Annotated in this window: 12 protein-coding genes; all 12 read left to right on the top strand. The window is 64.9% G+C overall.

Going from position 1 to position 12,237, the window contains the following annotated elements; translation table 11 throughout:
- Window positions 1-9 precede the first annotated feature (9 nt).
- The 12 genes from cbiB (at window position 10) to nqrE (ending at window position 12,229) form a co-directional block, all read left to right on the top strand.
- A complete protein-coding gene (cbiB, locus tag Q7V46_RS18790; protein WP_304915100.1) occupies window positions 10-981 on the top strand; it encodes an adenosylcobinamide-phosphate synthase CbiB in 972 nt (323 codons plus the stop codon).
- Entirely contained in the window at window positions 978-1,955 is a 978-nt protein-coding gene (locus Q7V46_RS18785) for an aminotransferase class I/II-fold pyridoxal phosphate-dependent enzyme (RefSeq protein WP_304915099.1), read from the top strand. Before cbiB ends, Q7V46_RS18785 begins: the two co-directional genes overlap by 4 nt.
- A 14-nt stretch (window positions 1,956-1,969) precedes the next feature.
- Complete coding sequence (locus Q7V46_RS18780) at window positions 1,970-3,433, top strand: cobyric acid synthase (RefSeq protein WP_304915318.1); 1,464 nt, start codon at window positions 1,970-1,972, stop codon at window positions 3,431-3,433.
- A 17-nt stretch (window positions 3,434-3,450) separates the two neighbouring features.
- Entirely contained in the window at window positions 3,451-4,518 is a 1,068-nt protein-coding gene (gene cobT, locus Q7V46_RS18775) for a nicotinate-nucleotide--dimethylbenzimidazole phosphoribosyltransferase (RefSeq protein ID WP_304915098.1), read from the top strand.
- A gap of 4 nt (window positions 4,519-4,522) precedes the next feature.
- The gene (gene cobS, locus Q7V46_RS18770) at window positions 4,523-5,458 is read left to right on the top strand and encodes an adenosylcobinamide-GDP ribazoletransferase (RefSeq protein ID WP_304915097.1); all 936 of its coding nucleotides are present in this window, start codon (window positions 4,523-4,525) and stop codon (window positions 5,456-5,458) included.
- A complete protein-coding gene (locus Q7V46_RS18765; RefSeq protein WP_304915096.1) occupies window positions 5,455-6,009 on the top strand; it encodes a histidine phosphatase family protein in 555 nt (184 codons plus the stop codon). The genes cobS and Q7V46_RS18765 overlap by 4 nt, the downstream gene beginning before the upstream one ends.
- A 77-nt stretch (window positions 6,010-6,086) precedes the next feature.
- The gene (locus Q7V46_RS18760) at window positions 6,087-7,364 is read left to right on the top strand and encodes a DUF445 domain-containing protein (protein ID WP_304915095.1); all 1,278 of its coding nucleotides are present in this window, start codon (window positions 6,087-6,089) and stop codon (window positions 7,362-7,364) included.
- A 228-nt stretch (window positions 7,365-7,592) separates the two neighbouring features.
- Window positions 7,593-8,945, top strand: a complete 1,353-nt coding sequence (locus tag Q7V46_RS18755) for a Na(+)-translocating NADH-quinone reductase subunit A (protein ID WP_304915094.1) — start codon at window positions 7,593-7,595, stop codon at window positions 8,943-8,945.
- Window positions 8,946-8,947: 2 nt separating this feature from the next.
- Window positions 8,948-10,168, top strand: a complete 1,221-nt coding sequence (locus Q7V46_RS18750) for an NADH:ubiquinone reductase (Na(+)-transporting) subunit B (RefSeq protein ID WP_304915093.1) — start codon at window positions 8,948-8,950, stop codon at window positions 10,166-10,168.
- A complete protein-coding gene (locus tag Q7V46_RS18745) occupies window positions 10,158-10,949 on the top strand; it encodes a Na(+)-translocating NADH-quinone reductase subunit C (protein ID WP_304915092.1) in 792 nt (263 codons plus the stop codon). The genes Q7V46_RS18750 and Q7V46_RS18745 overlap by 11 nt, the downstream gene beginning before the upstream one ends.
- A gap of 6 nt (window positions 10,950-10,955) precedes the next feature.
- Window positions 10,956-11,621, top strand: a complete 666-nt coding sequence (locus Q7V46_RS18740) for an NADH:ubiquinone reductase (Na(+)-transporting) subunit D (RefSeq protein ID WP_304915091.1) — start codon at window positions 10,956-10,958, stop codon at window positions 11,619-11,621.
- Window positions 11,621-12,229 (top strand): NADH:ubiquinone reductase (Na(+)-transporting) subunit E, encoded by a 609-nt coding sequence (gene nqrE, locus Q7V46_RS18735; RefSeq protein ID WP_304915090.1) that lies wholly within the window; start codon window positions 11,621-11,623, stop codon window positions 12,227-12,229. The genes Q7V46_RS18740 and nqrE overlap by 1 nt, the downstream gene beginning before the upstream one ends.
- Window positions 12,230-12,237 lie beyond the last annotated feature (8 nt).

The following is a 12,237-nucleotide window of genomic DNA, read 5'->3' as shown; positions in this document are numbered from 1 at the left end:
TCGTGCGCCATGCCTGTGCTCTGGTCACTCGATATCGCTGCGCCCCTTGCTGTGCTGGTGGCCCTGGCGCTGGATCGCGCATTTGGCGAACCTCCCGCGCGTTGCCACCCGGTGGTGGCCATGGGGCACTACCTGGCGTTCATGGGGCGACGTATCGCACCCTTGATCGATACAAAGGACAAACGCCAGGCCATCGAATTTGCGCTGGGAGTGCTCACCTGGTGCCTGGGTGCGGCGTTCTGCGTGGGGTTCGCCGCAGTTCTTGCCTGGTCATTGAACGGCTGGCCTTGGTGGGCGCATGCGCTCGCGCTGGGCGTACTGCTCAAGCCCATGCTGTCGTGGCGCATGTTGTATGACGAGGTGTACGCCGTTGAAACTGCATTGGCCATGTCGCTACCGGCAGGGCGCGCGCGGCTGGCCCGGTTGGTGAGCCGCGATGTGACTGAACTCAGCGAATCCGAGGTGCGCGAGAGCGCCATTGAAACTCTGGCCGAGAACCTCAACGATTCAGTGGTGGCCCCCCTGTTCTGGTTCGCCGTGGCGGGTCTGCCGGGCGCCGCGCTCTACCGCTTTGCCAACACGGCAGACGCCATGTGGGGCTACCGCGGCGAACGCAACGGGCGCGACTGGACCTGGGCCGGCAAATGGGCGGCGCGGGCAGATGATGTTTTGTCGTGGTTGCCCGCGCGCATCACAGCGGCCTTGCTGGCCGTGCCGGGTGCCTGGCAGCGGCTGCGCGAGTTGCCTGCCCAGGCGGGGGAGACACCTTCGCCCAATGGGGGGTGGCCCATGGCTGCCATGGCCCTGGCCCTGGATGTGCGTCTGGCCAAGCCGGGCATTTACAGCTTGCACCCGAAGGGCCGCAGCCCGACACTCGCTGACACGGAACAGGCGTTGCGCCTTGGCGCCCGCGTGGTCGGGGCGCTGGCGGTATCTGCCTGTTTTACGGCGTTGTTCATTGCCTGGAGACACTTTTCATGATGCGTGAACACGGCGGAACGGATGCCGGCGGCCTGCCCCGATGGGACTTCTCCACCAACGGCAACGCTTGCGGTCCGTGCCCGGTGGCGCTTGAGGCCGTGCGACGCGCCGACGCCGCCCACTATCCGGACCCGCACTACACAACCTTGCGAGGGGCACTGGCCGTCTTCCATCAGGTGGACGTTCGCCGCATCGTGCTCGGCGCCAGTGGCAGCGAACTCATTTCACGTATCACGGCCTGCGCATTCAGGGCTGGCGCGCGCCAATTCTGGCGGCCGGCGCTGGCTTATGGAGACTACGCGCTCGCCGCTCAAGCCTGGCGGCTGAAACAAGCTGACTGCCCAGAGCAGGCCGACCTGGTCTGGCTGTGCGAACCCTCCAGCCCGTTGGGTGCGACCGAAATCCAGTGGGTTCAAGTCGCTGATGGCAGTCGCATCGTGGTGGTCGACCGGGCTTACGAGCCACTGCGCCTGAGCGGTGAGTCCAGCCTGTCAAGAACCGAACTGGATGGAGTCTGGCAACTCTGGTCTCCCAACAAGGCCATGGGACTCACCGGCGTGCGCGGCGCTTACGCCATTGCACCCGTCCATGGTGCGATGTTGGTGCATGAAATGGAGGACATGGCAGCCTCATGGCCGCTGGGTGCACACGGCGTGGCCATGCTGCAAGCCTGGGTGGGTGTCGAAGCCCAACAGTGGCTGATCTGGAGCCGGCATCGCCTCAGTCTCTGGAAACAGCAGCAGATTGGCCTGCTGGACCAACTGGGCTGGGAATGCCTGCCGAGCGTGACGAACTACTTCTGTGCCAGCGCACCGGCTCCCGTTGATGGAGAAACCTTGCGCGAGCACGGTGTGAAGCTGCGCGACACCCGGTCCCTGGGTCTGCCTGGCTATTGGCGCCTGAGTGTGCAGTCGCCTGATGCACAAGGTGCGTTGCGCGCCGCTCTGTTGCGGCGAAAGGAGCGCGTGACGTGAGCGCAGTGTGCGTGATGGTGCTGGGCACCACCAGTGGTGCGGGAAAAAGCTGGCTCACCACGGCGCTGTGCCGCCACTATGCGCGGCTGGGGCTCAAGGTGGCGCCATTCAAGGCGCAGAACATGAGCAACAACGCCAGGGTGGTGGCTGGCCCTGGTGATGCCTATGGCGAGATCGGCAGTGCACAGTACTTTCAATCGCTCGCAGCCAATGCCCGACCCGACGTGCGCATGAACCCCCTGCTGCTCAAGCCTGAGGTCGACACACGCAGCCAGGTGGTGCTGATGGGGCAGGTGAGCGAGGCCCTTTCCAACATGCCGTGGCGCGGCCGCAGCCAGCACGTGTGGCCGCAGATCGCCGCTGCTCTGGATGCGCTTCGTGAAGATAACGATGTGGTGGTGATCGAAGGCGCGGGCTCGCCGGCCGAGATCAACTTGCATGCCAGTGACATTGTCAACATGCGGGTGGCCAGGTATGCCCAGGCGCGCTGCCTGCTCGTGACCGATATCGACCGCGGGGGTGCCTTCGCCCACCTCTACGGCACCTGGGCGCTGCTGCCGGTCGACGAACAGGAGCTGATCCGAGGTTTCGTGCTCAACAAGTTTCGGGGCGACGCCAGCCTGCTTGCGCCAGCGCCTCAGATGCTGCAGGATCTGACCGGTGTTCCCACGGTGGCCACCTTGCCCATGTGGTGGCAGCACGGCTTGCCAGAGGAGGATGGCGTCTTCAATGACAGGACCCGTACGGCCGGCGCGGTACACAAGACCATCGCCGTCATCGCCTACCCCCGCATCAGCAACCTCGATGAATTCCAGCCGCTGAAAAACGTGCCCGGTGTGCGCTTGGTCTGGGCACGCACACCGGCCGACTGTGCAGGTGCGGACTGGATCGTGCTGCCCGGCAGCAAGGCCACGGCGGCCGACCTGGTCTGGCTGCGTGCACAGGGACTGGACCGTGCGGTGGCCGTGCATGCTGCGCAGGGTGGGGCGGTGCTGGGCGTGTGCGGTGGGCTGCAGATGCTGGGCGAGGCATTGATCGATCCGCACCAGATCGATGGCAACGCACCTGGCTTGGGCTTGTTGCCGCTGGTAACGCAGTTCGAACTGCAAAAAACTGTGCGCCACACCCAATCCCGTTTTGGCACGCTGACCGGCCCATGGGTGGCGCTCTCGGGTGTGGAGGTGGCCGGCTACGAAATCCACCACGGACACACTTCGCAACACCCCGCGATGGCCGCCGGTGGTCAGGTGGCGGTCGAGGTGTTGCCCGGGTTGGCGTGGCAGTCCGACAATGGCGCGGAAGCGGGCAGGGGCAACGTGCTGGGGGTGTATCTGCACGGCCTGTTTGAAGATCCCCGCGTGCTGCAAGCCCTGTTTGGTGCCGCCGTTCCCACCCTGGACAGCGTGTTTGACGGTCTGGCCGATTTCATCGAAACCCATTTTGAGGCAGGTGTGCTTGACCAACTTGTACAACCCTGAGATCAGAGGAGGCTCCCATGTCATTTGAATTGCCCGCCATCGACAACATTGAACAAACCGGACTGGCTGCGCGCCTGCAGCATTTGCTGGACAACAAGACCAAGCCGGTGGGATCCCTCGGCCGCATCGAAACGCTGGCCCTGCGCATCGGCCTGATCCTTGGCACGGAAGCGCCTGTGCTGGCTTCTCCCCAACTGGTGGTTTTCGCTGCCGACCATGGGCTGGCGGCGCGCGGTGTATCGGCCTACCCCAGTGACGTGACCTGGCAGATGGTGGAGAACTTTCTGTCGGGTGGCGCGGCGGTGAGTGTGCTCGCTCGCCAGCACGGCATCGGCCTGACTGTGGTCGATTGCGGTGTGCGCCACGAATTCGCGCCACGGCCCGGGCTGGTGGTGTGCAAGGTGGGGCAGGGCACGGCCGATGCACTGGATGGGCCGGCCATGACCGCCGGGCAATGCGCCGAGGCGCTTGCGGCGGGTGCGGCGCTGGTGCGCCAGTTGCCGGGCAACGCCTTGCTGCTGGGGGAAATGGGCATTGGCAATACATCGGCGGCATCCATGCTGCTGGCCCGCCTGGCCGGTCTGGCAGTGGCGGACTGCACGGGAGCTGGTACCGGCCTGGACGCCGATGCCGTGCAACGCAAGATCGCCGTGCTGCGCCAGGTGCTGGCGCGTCACCCCGATGCCAAACAGCCGCTGGACGCACTGGCTGCCTTCGGCGGTTTCGAGATCGCCACCATGGTGGGCGCGGTGCTGGAGGCCGCTGCCGAACGACGGGTGATCGTGGTGGACGGCTTCATCGCCAACGCGGCGGTCCTGGTGGCCAGCCACCTGCAGCCGCACGTGCTGCAGCGCTGCGTGTTTGCCCACCGGTCGGGCGAACGCGGCCATGCGCTCATGCTCGCGCATCTGCGTGCAGAGCCCTTGCTTGAACTGGGCTTGCGCCTGGGTGAGGGTTCCGGTGCGGCGTTGGCCTGGCCGCTGCTGGTGAGTGCCTGCGCGCTGCTGCGTGACATGGCGAGCTTCGAATCGGCCGGGGTGTCCCGGCAGGATGAAGCCCCGCCCGTGGCTCAATCGCAGGCCTGAGCGCATGTCAGACGAGCGGGATGACCCCGGTCAGGGCAGCCGTGGAACCGGCTTTGCCGGGCCACTGGCAGCGTCCCCCGTCCCGCAGGAGAGGGGGGAAGACGCGAAGCGGCGCAGGGGGGTGATCCGCCATTTCCTGCTGGCGCTTCAATTCTTCACACGCATACCTGTGACGGGTCGGCTGGCGGACTGGGTGGGTTTCAGCCCAGCCATGTTGCGCGCCAGTGCCGCGCACTTTCCTGGCGTGGGCTGGCTGGTGGGTGGGTTGACCGCTGCCATGCTGTTCGGGCTGCTGCTGGTCTTGCCGCCTGTGGCTGCTGCGCCCTGGGTGGCAGCGGTGGCCAGCACCGTCCTGGGCGTGCTGCTCACCGGCGCGTTTCATGAAGATGGCCTGGCCGATCTGGCTGACGGTCTGGGTGGCAGCATGGACCGGGAGCGGGCGCTGGACATCATGAAGGACTCGCGCATCGGCACCTATGGCGCCGTCGCACTGGTGCTGGCCTTGTTGTCTAAGGTGGCCTTGCTGGCGCTGCTGGCGCAGGTGGATGCCGTGCTGGCCGCCGCAGCGTTGTTCGCAGCTCACGTGACCTCGCGTTTGTTGCCGCTTTTCATCATCCGCACCTTGTCGCATGTGGGGGACACGCCCAGTTCCAAAAGCAAGCCGCTGGCCGATCGGATAGGCAACTCGGGTCTTTGCATTGGTGTGGTCTGGTGGGCCTTGGCCATGGCGTTGGTGTTCTGGGCGCTGCCTGGCGCGCCCTGGCCTCAGGCGGTACTGGGGGCCATGGTGGGGTTGGCCTGGATGTGGCGCCTGCTCAGACGGCGTTTGCAGGGTTTCACTGGTGACGGGCTGGGTGCCACCCAGCAGGTCGGTGAAGTCGGTTTCCTGCTGGCGCTGGCGATTTCACTGCCTGCTTCGTTGGCAGGCGCGGTGGCGTGAAACTCTGGCTGCTGCGCCATGCGCGCGTCGACCTGGCGCCGGGCCTGTGTTACGGCGCCTCCGACGTGCCAGCGCAAACCGAACACACGCTCGCAGCAGCTGAAACACTTGCGCCGCTGTTGCCGCAGGGCGCGCCGCTTTGGGTGTCGGGTCTGGTTCGAGCCCGGCAACTGGCCGAAGCCATCCGGCAACTGCGCCCCGATATGGAGCCCGTGCACACCGATGCACGACTCAATGAAATGGATTTTGGTCAGTGGGAGCTTCAGCGCTGGAACGCCATCCCTCGGGCTGCTTTCGACACCTGGCTGGCCGAGTTTGCCCACCACCGCTTTGGCGGCGCCGAAAGCACACAAGAAGTGATCTCTCGTGTGGCTGCCGCCTTGCATGATTTGCGCAGCACCCAACCTCTGGAAGCCATCTGGGTCACGCACGCCGGTGTGATCCGTGCGGTGCAATACCTGGCGGCCCATGGCGAAAAGCCCATACAGGCGGCCAGCGAATGGCCGGAAGATGCGCCTGAGACGGGTGGTCACGTCTGCCTGAGCCTGTAAGAACGTGTTCACGATCCCCACGGAGATCGTGAACACGTCCCAAGCCCGGACCCGCCTGAAGCGGGCACACTCGCGGCATGACAAGTCCGTCTCCTGTATCACTCCTGGGCGAACCCTACAGCCTGGCCCGCATGAAATTGCTGGCGGTGGGCCTGCTGATGCTCGCCGCTCTGGTTTATGTCGTGGCCACACTGCTGGAGCCTCGTCACGCCACCTGGGGTTATGTGGCGGCAGCGGCCGAGGCGGCCATGATCGGTGCGCTGGCCGACTGGTTTGCTGTGGTGGCCTTGTTCCGCCACCCGCTGCGCCTGCCCATTCCGCACACCGCCATCATCCCGGCCAACAAGGACCGCCTGGGGCGGCGCCTGGCCGAGTTTCTGGACCAGAACTTCCTGACCCGCGAGCGGGTCGACGAAGCCCTGAGCCGCTGGGACATGGCCGGTGACCTCTCGCGCTGGCTTGGCGACCCTGAGCGCGCCCGCCGCCTGGCCAGAGGCATCTGCGACGCCACACCGGATGTCCTGGCCACACTTGACCGGCAGCCGGTGCGTACCTGGCTCTCCGGCCTGGCCCAGCGCCTGCTGCGCGAAGTGGACCTGGCCACACTGGGTGGTCAGGCCATCGAGGCGCTGACCGGACAGCGCCACCACCAACGCTGGCTTGACGGTCTTCTGGACGAGTTGGCCGCCTGGGCCGCACGCGACAGTGTGCAAGAGCGCCTGACCGAGGTGCTGGCGCGCGAGCTGGCGCAGCTTCGCTATGTGGGTCTGGATCAGGTGGCCGCCCGTCTGGCCACGCGCAAGCTGGTGGCCGCGCTCACGCGCACGCTGGCGGAAGTGGCTGCGGATCCCGAGCACGAGTGGCGGCACCGATTTGATGCCTGGATCGAACGCACCGCCACCCGCATGCAGGACGACCCGCAATGGCAGGCGCAGGTGGCCGCCTGGCGCGATGCCTGGCTGGACCAGCCGCGCTGGCACGCGCCGGTCGAGGCCTGGTGGCACGACTTCGTCGTGCGCCTGCGCCAGGACGCGCAAGCTGCCGACAGCAAACTGCTCGAACATGTGCTCACCTTGCTGCAGGCCATGGGGCATCAACTGGAGGTGGATGACAGCCTGCGCCAGGGATTGAACCGGCAGGTGCGCACCGTTCTGCTGTCCACCCTCGACCGAAGCCGGCCCACCATCGTCGACTTTGTCAGCGAACGGGTGCAGTCCTGGGACGCCACGGAATTGAGCACGGTCCTCGAAAGCCACATCGGACGCGACCTGCAATTCATTCGAATCAACGGCACCGTGGTGGGTGCCCTCGTGGGATTGACATTGCACGCGTTCACAGAAGCATGGCTGCGCTGAAAGTTTGAGGAAATCCGGGCTGGTTAGAATGCCCGGTGCTCTTCAGCCTCGCGTCCGTCCCCGGCGCCCTGCTGTCCTGCAAGTTCCGCGTGTTTTCCCTAGGCTGCTTCGGCCTGGGGTTCTCATCTGGCTGCAACCGAGAATCCACGCGCATTTGAAGTTGTCTGCGTCGTCATCACGGATCTTCACAAGTCTGTTCCCTGGAGCTGTCCTGTCGCAACCAACAACATGATCAAGATCAAAAAAGGCCTGGACCTGCCAATGGCGGGCGCACCGGCCCCTGAACTCGATATGGCTCCTGCTCCCCGTGCGGTGGCGCTGCTGGGGCCCGACTACATCGGATTGCGCCCGACGCTGCGTGTGCAGGAAGGCGACGCTGTTCGGCTGGGCCAGGTGCTGTTTGAAGACAAAAAGACCCCCGGTGTCCTCTACACCGCTCCGGCCAGTGGCACCGTGCGGGCCATTCACCGCGGCCACCAGCGCATGTTCGAGTCGCTGGTGATCGATGTCGCCCCCGAGGGGGCCGAGCACGATGCCATCCGGTTCCCTACCCATTCGGTGGCAGAACTGTCCAGCCTGCCACGCGAAGACGTGGTCAGGACCCTGGTTGACAGCGGTCTGTGGACCGCCTTGCGAACCCGGCCGTTCAGCAAGGTACCGGCGCCCGAAGCGGAACCCGCGGCCATTTTCGTCAATGTGATGGACACGCACCCGCTGGGCTTCGACCCGCAGCCCGTGCTCAACGAAGGCGCCGATGCCTTTGTCGCCGGCCTCGATGTGCTGGCTCGCCTCGCCCCCACGGTTTACGTCTGCCACGCACCCGGCACCCGCCTGCCCGCGGCGCGCGCATCGCAGGTCCGCACAGAAGCCTTTGATGGGCCACATCCGGCGGGCCTGACCGGCACGCACATGCATTTCCTGTTGCCCGCCGGCCGCAAACGGCAGGTCTGGAGCCTGAACTACCAGGACGTGATGGCCATTGGCCGTCTGTTCACCACCGGCCAGCTCGATCTGACCCGTGTTGTTGCATTGGCCGGCCCCTCTGTGCTCAAGCCGCGCCTGTTGCGCACCCGCATCGGGGCCGACCTGGGCGAGCTGACCCAAGGGGAGTTGCAACCCGGCACCCACCGCACGGTCTCCGGCTCGGTGCTCTCCGGCCGCACAGCATCTGGCCACCTGGGTTTCCTGGGTCGCTACCACCAGCACGTGTCGGTACTGCCCGAGGGCCACGAGCGTGCCTTCCTGGGCTGGTTGTCGCTGGGGGCCGACCGCTTCTCGGCGATGCGCATCTACCTGTCACAGTTCGGGGGCGGCAAGCGCCTTGTCATGAACACCAGCACCAACGGCTCGCCGCGCGCCATGGTGCCCATCGGTGCCTACGAAAAGGTCATGCCGCTGGACATCCTGCCGACGCAGTTGCTGCGCTCGCTCATCGTCGGTGACCTGGAAGTCGCCGAGCAACTGGGTGCACTCGAGCTGGACGAGGAAGACCTGGCACTGTGCACCTACGTCTGCCCGGGCAAGTACGAGTACGGCGACATCCTGCGCGACAACCTCACCCGCATCGAGAAAGAAGGTTGAGCATGAAAGCACTCCGCTCACTCCTGGACCGCTTCGAGCCCCACTTCGTCAAAGGGGGCAAGTGGCACCGCTTCTACGCACTGTACGAAGCGGTTGACACCATTTTCTATTCCCCCAAGAGCGTGACCCACAGTGGCGCCCATGTGCGCGACGGCATCGACCTCAAGCGGGTCATGATCACGGTCTGGATGTGCACTTTCCCGGCTATGTTCTGGGGCATGTATAACCTGGGCTTCCAGGCCAACACGGCCATGGCGCAGATGGGCATGGCCGAAGTGGCCGGCTGGCGCGGCGCGTTCATCGGTCTGGCCGCCGCTTACGACCCCGCCAACTGGTGGGACTGTTTCTGGCACGGTGCGGCCTATTTCCTTCCCATTTACGCCGTCACCTTCATCGTCGGCGGTTTCTGGGAGGTGCTGTTTGCCACGGTGAGGGGCCACGAAATCAATGAAGGCTTCTTTGTCACTTCCGTCCTGTTTGCGCTCATCCTGCCGCCCGACATCCCGCTGTGGCAGGTGGCGCTGGGCATCAGCTTCGGTGTGGTGATCGGCAAGGAAGTGTTCGGGGGCACGGGCAAGAACTTCCTCAATCCCGCTCTGACGGGGCGCGCTTTCCTGTTCTTTGCCTATCCGGCCGAGCTTTCGGGCGACAGCGTCTGGACGGCGGTTGACGGCTTCAGTGGTGCCACCGCGCTCAGCCAGGCCGCTGCTGGCGGGGTCGATGCGCTGACGCACCCCTGGGGCAGTTCGCTGACCTGGTTCGATGCCTTCTTCGGCAACATGCAGGGCAGCATCGGTGAGGTCTCGACCCTGGCCATCCTGCTCGGTGGTGCCGTGCTGCTGTGGACCGGCATCGCGTCGTGGCGCATCGTCAGCGGCGTGTTCCTGGGCATGGTGGCCACCAGCCTGCTGTTCAACGCCATCGGCTCCGATACCAATGCCATGATGAGCATGCCATTCTGGTGGCACTTCGTGCTTGGCGGCTTCGCCTTCGGCATGATCTTCATGGCCACCGACCCGGTCTCTGCCTCCATGACCGACACCGGCAAGTGGCTGTTCGGCGCGCTGATCGGCCTCATGGTGGTGCTCATCCGGGTGGTCAACCCGGCCTTCCCCGAAGGCATGATGCTGGCCATCCTGTTCGCCAATCTGTTCGCGCCCCTGATCGACCATTTCGTCATCAAGGCCAACATCAAGCGTAGGCTCGTCCGTTATGAGCAGTAAACAAGACTCCACCAAGAAGACCCTCACCGTGGCATTGACGCTGTGCCTGGTGTGCTCGGTCCTGGTCTCGGTGGCGGCCGTGGGCCTGAAGCCCCTTCAGGACGCCAACAAGGCGCTCGACCGGAACAAGAACGTGCTGGCCGCGGCCGGTCTGCTCAAGCCGCAGCAGAGCCGTGAGGAAATCCAGCGGTTGTTTGAAGAGTTCGATCTGCGTCTGGTCAACCTGCCCGAAGGGCGGTTCGCCACCGAAGATGAGCTGCGTCAAGCCGGCATCGACCCGCGCAACTACAACGACCGCACCGCCTCGCGCGATCCGGCAATCTCGCGCTCGCTGCGCGGCAACGACCCCGCCGGCATCCAGCGGCAGGCCGACTTCGCGACCGTTTACCTGCGTCAGACCGACGCTGGTCAGACCGACCTGCTGGTGTTGCCCATCCATGGCGCTGGCCTCTGGGGCGCCATGTACGGCATTCTGGTGCTCGAAGGCGACTTGCGCACCGTGCGCGGCCTGTCCTACTACGAACACAAGGAGACCCCCGGTCTGGGCGCCAAAGTCGAGAACGACGACTGGCGAGCCCAATGGCCAGGCCAGGTGGCTTTCAACGACGACGGCAGCGTGGCCCTGTCGGTGGTCAAGGGCCGGGGCGACGGCCCGGGTGAGATTGACGGCCTCAGCGGCGCGACCCTCACCACCAACGGGGTGGACCGCATGATTCGTTTCTGGCTGGGCGAGCGGGGCTACGGCCCCTTCATTGCCCAGCTCCAAGCTGGCAAAGGATGACGCACCATGGCAATCGACAGCAAAAAAGTTCTGATTGAACCCATCTTCGTCAACAACCCGATTGCCCTGCAGATTCTCGGCATCTGCTCGGCCCTCGCTGTCACCACGAGCCTCACCACGGCGCTTGTGATGTGTGCCGCATTGACCTCGGTGACCGCGTTCTCCAACCTGTTCATTTCGATCATCCGGCACCACATCCCGTCGAGCATCCGCATCATCGTGCAGATGACCATCATTGCCTCGCTGGTGATCGTCACCGACCAGGTGTTGCAGGCTGTGGCCTACGACATCGCCAAGTCGCTGTCGGTATTCGTCGGGCTGATCATCACCAACTGCATCGTGATGGGTCGCGCAGAGGCCTTCGCCATGAGCAACCCGCCACTGCCCAGCTTCCTGGATGGCATCGGCAACGGGCTGGGCTACAGCGCGGTGCTGGTGTTCGTGGCGGTGGTGCGCGAGCTGTTCGGCAGCGGCACCCTGCTGGGAATGACCATCCTGCCCACCGTGGAAAATGGTGGCTGGTACGTGCCCAACGGCTTGTTCCTGCTGCCCCCCAGTGCCTTCTTCATCATTGGTGGTTTCATCTGGATCCTTCGCAGCTGGAAGCGCCAGCAGGTCGAGAAGCAGGAACTGCCGATGGCGCCGCAGTCCAAATCCCTGGAGGCTCACTGATGGAACACTATATTGGTTTGCTGATCCGGGCCGTGTTCATCGAGAACATGGCGCTGGCCTTCTTTCTGGGCATGTGCACCTTCCTGGCTGTGTCCAAGAAGGTCGAGACCGCTGTTGGCCTGGGCATCGCCGTCGTGGTGGTGCTGGGTATCACGGTGCCGCTGAACAACCTCATCTACCAGCACCTGCTCAAGGACGGTGCGCTTGCCTGGGCCGGTTTGCCCGAGGTGAATCTGGGCTTCCTGGGCTTTCTGGTCTACATCGGCCTGATTGCCGCGGTGGTCCAGATCCTGGAAATGTTCCTGGACAAGTACGTACCCGCGCTTTACAACGCACTTGGGGTGTTCCTGCCGCTGATCACGGTCAACTGCGCCATCCTGGGTGCAGCCCTGTTCATGGTCGAGCGCGACTACCAGTTCGGAGAGAGCGTGGTCTACGGCCTGGGTGCCGGCATCGGCTGGCTGCTGGCGATTGCAGCGCTGGCCGGCATCCGCGAAAAGCTCAAGTACAGCGACGTACCCGAAGGCCTGCGCGGCCTGGGCATCACCTTCATCACGGTCGGTCTCATGTCGCTGGGCTTCATGTCCTTTGGCGGCATGACGATCTGAGCCTTTCA

This window comes from Hydrogenophaga sp. (assembly GCF_030651625.1).
Lineage (GTDB): Bacteria > Pseudomonadota > Gammaproteobacteria > Burkholderiales > Burkholderiaceae_C > Hydrogenophaga.
The sequence above is the reverse complement of the archived record's forward strand: the minus strand, read 5'-3'. Positions and strand labels throughout refer to the sequence as shown.

What these genes read in the sequence shown, in the direction of transcription:
- cbiB (WP_304915100.1), top strand. Translation starts at nt 10, where the DNA reads ATGCCTGTGCTCTGGTCACTCGATATCGCTGCGCCCCTTGCTGTGCTG.
- Q7V46_RS18785 (WP_304915099.1), top strand. Translation starts at nt 978, where the DNA reads ATGATGCGTGAACACGGCGGAACGGATGCCGGCGGCCTGCCCCGATGG.
- Q7V46_RS18780 (WP_304915318.1), top strand. Translation starts at nt 1,970, where the DNA reads ATGGTGCTGGGCACCACCAGTGGTGCGGGAAAAAGCTGGCTCACCACG.
- cobT (WP_304915098.1), top strand. Translation starts at nt 3,451, where the DNA reads ATGTCATTTGAATTGCCCGCCATCGACAACATTGAACAAACCGGACTG.
- cobS (WP_304915097.1), top strand. Translation starts at nt 4,523, where the DNA reads ATGTCAGACGAGCGGGATGACCCCGGTCAGGGCAGCCGTGGAACCGGC.
- Q7V46_RS18760 (WP_304915095.1), top strand. Translation starts at nt 6,087, where the DNA reads ATGACAAGTCCGTCTCCTGTATCACTCCTGGGCGAACCCTACAGCCTG.
- Q7V46_RS18755 (WP_304915094.1), top strand. Translation starts at nt 7,593, where the DNA reads ATGATCAAGATCAAAAAAGGCCTGGACCTGCCAATGGCGGGCGCACCG.
- Q7V46_RS18750 (WP_304915093.1), top strand. Translation starts at nt 8,948, where the DNA reads ATGAAAGCACTCCGCTCACTCCTGGACCGCTTCGAGCCCCACTTCGTC.
- Q7V46_RS18745 (WP_304915092.1), top strand. Translation starts at nt 10,158, where the DNA reads ATGAGCAGTAAACAAGACTCCACCAAGAAGACCCTCACCGTGGCATTG.
- Q7V46_RS18740 (WP_304915091.1), top strand. Translation starts at nt 10,956, where the DNA reads ATGGCAATCGACAGCAAAAAAGTTCTGATTGAACCCATCTTCGTCAAC.
- nqrE (WP_304915090.1), top strand. Translation starts at nt 11,621, where the DNA reads ATGGAACACTATATTGGTTTGCTGATCCGGGCCGTGTTCATCGAGAAC.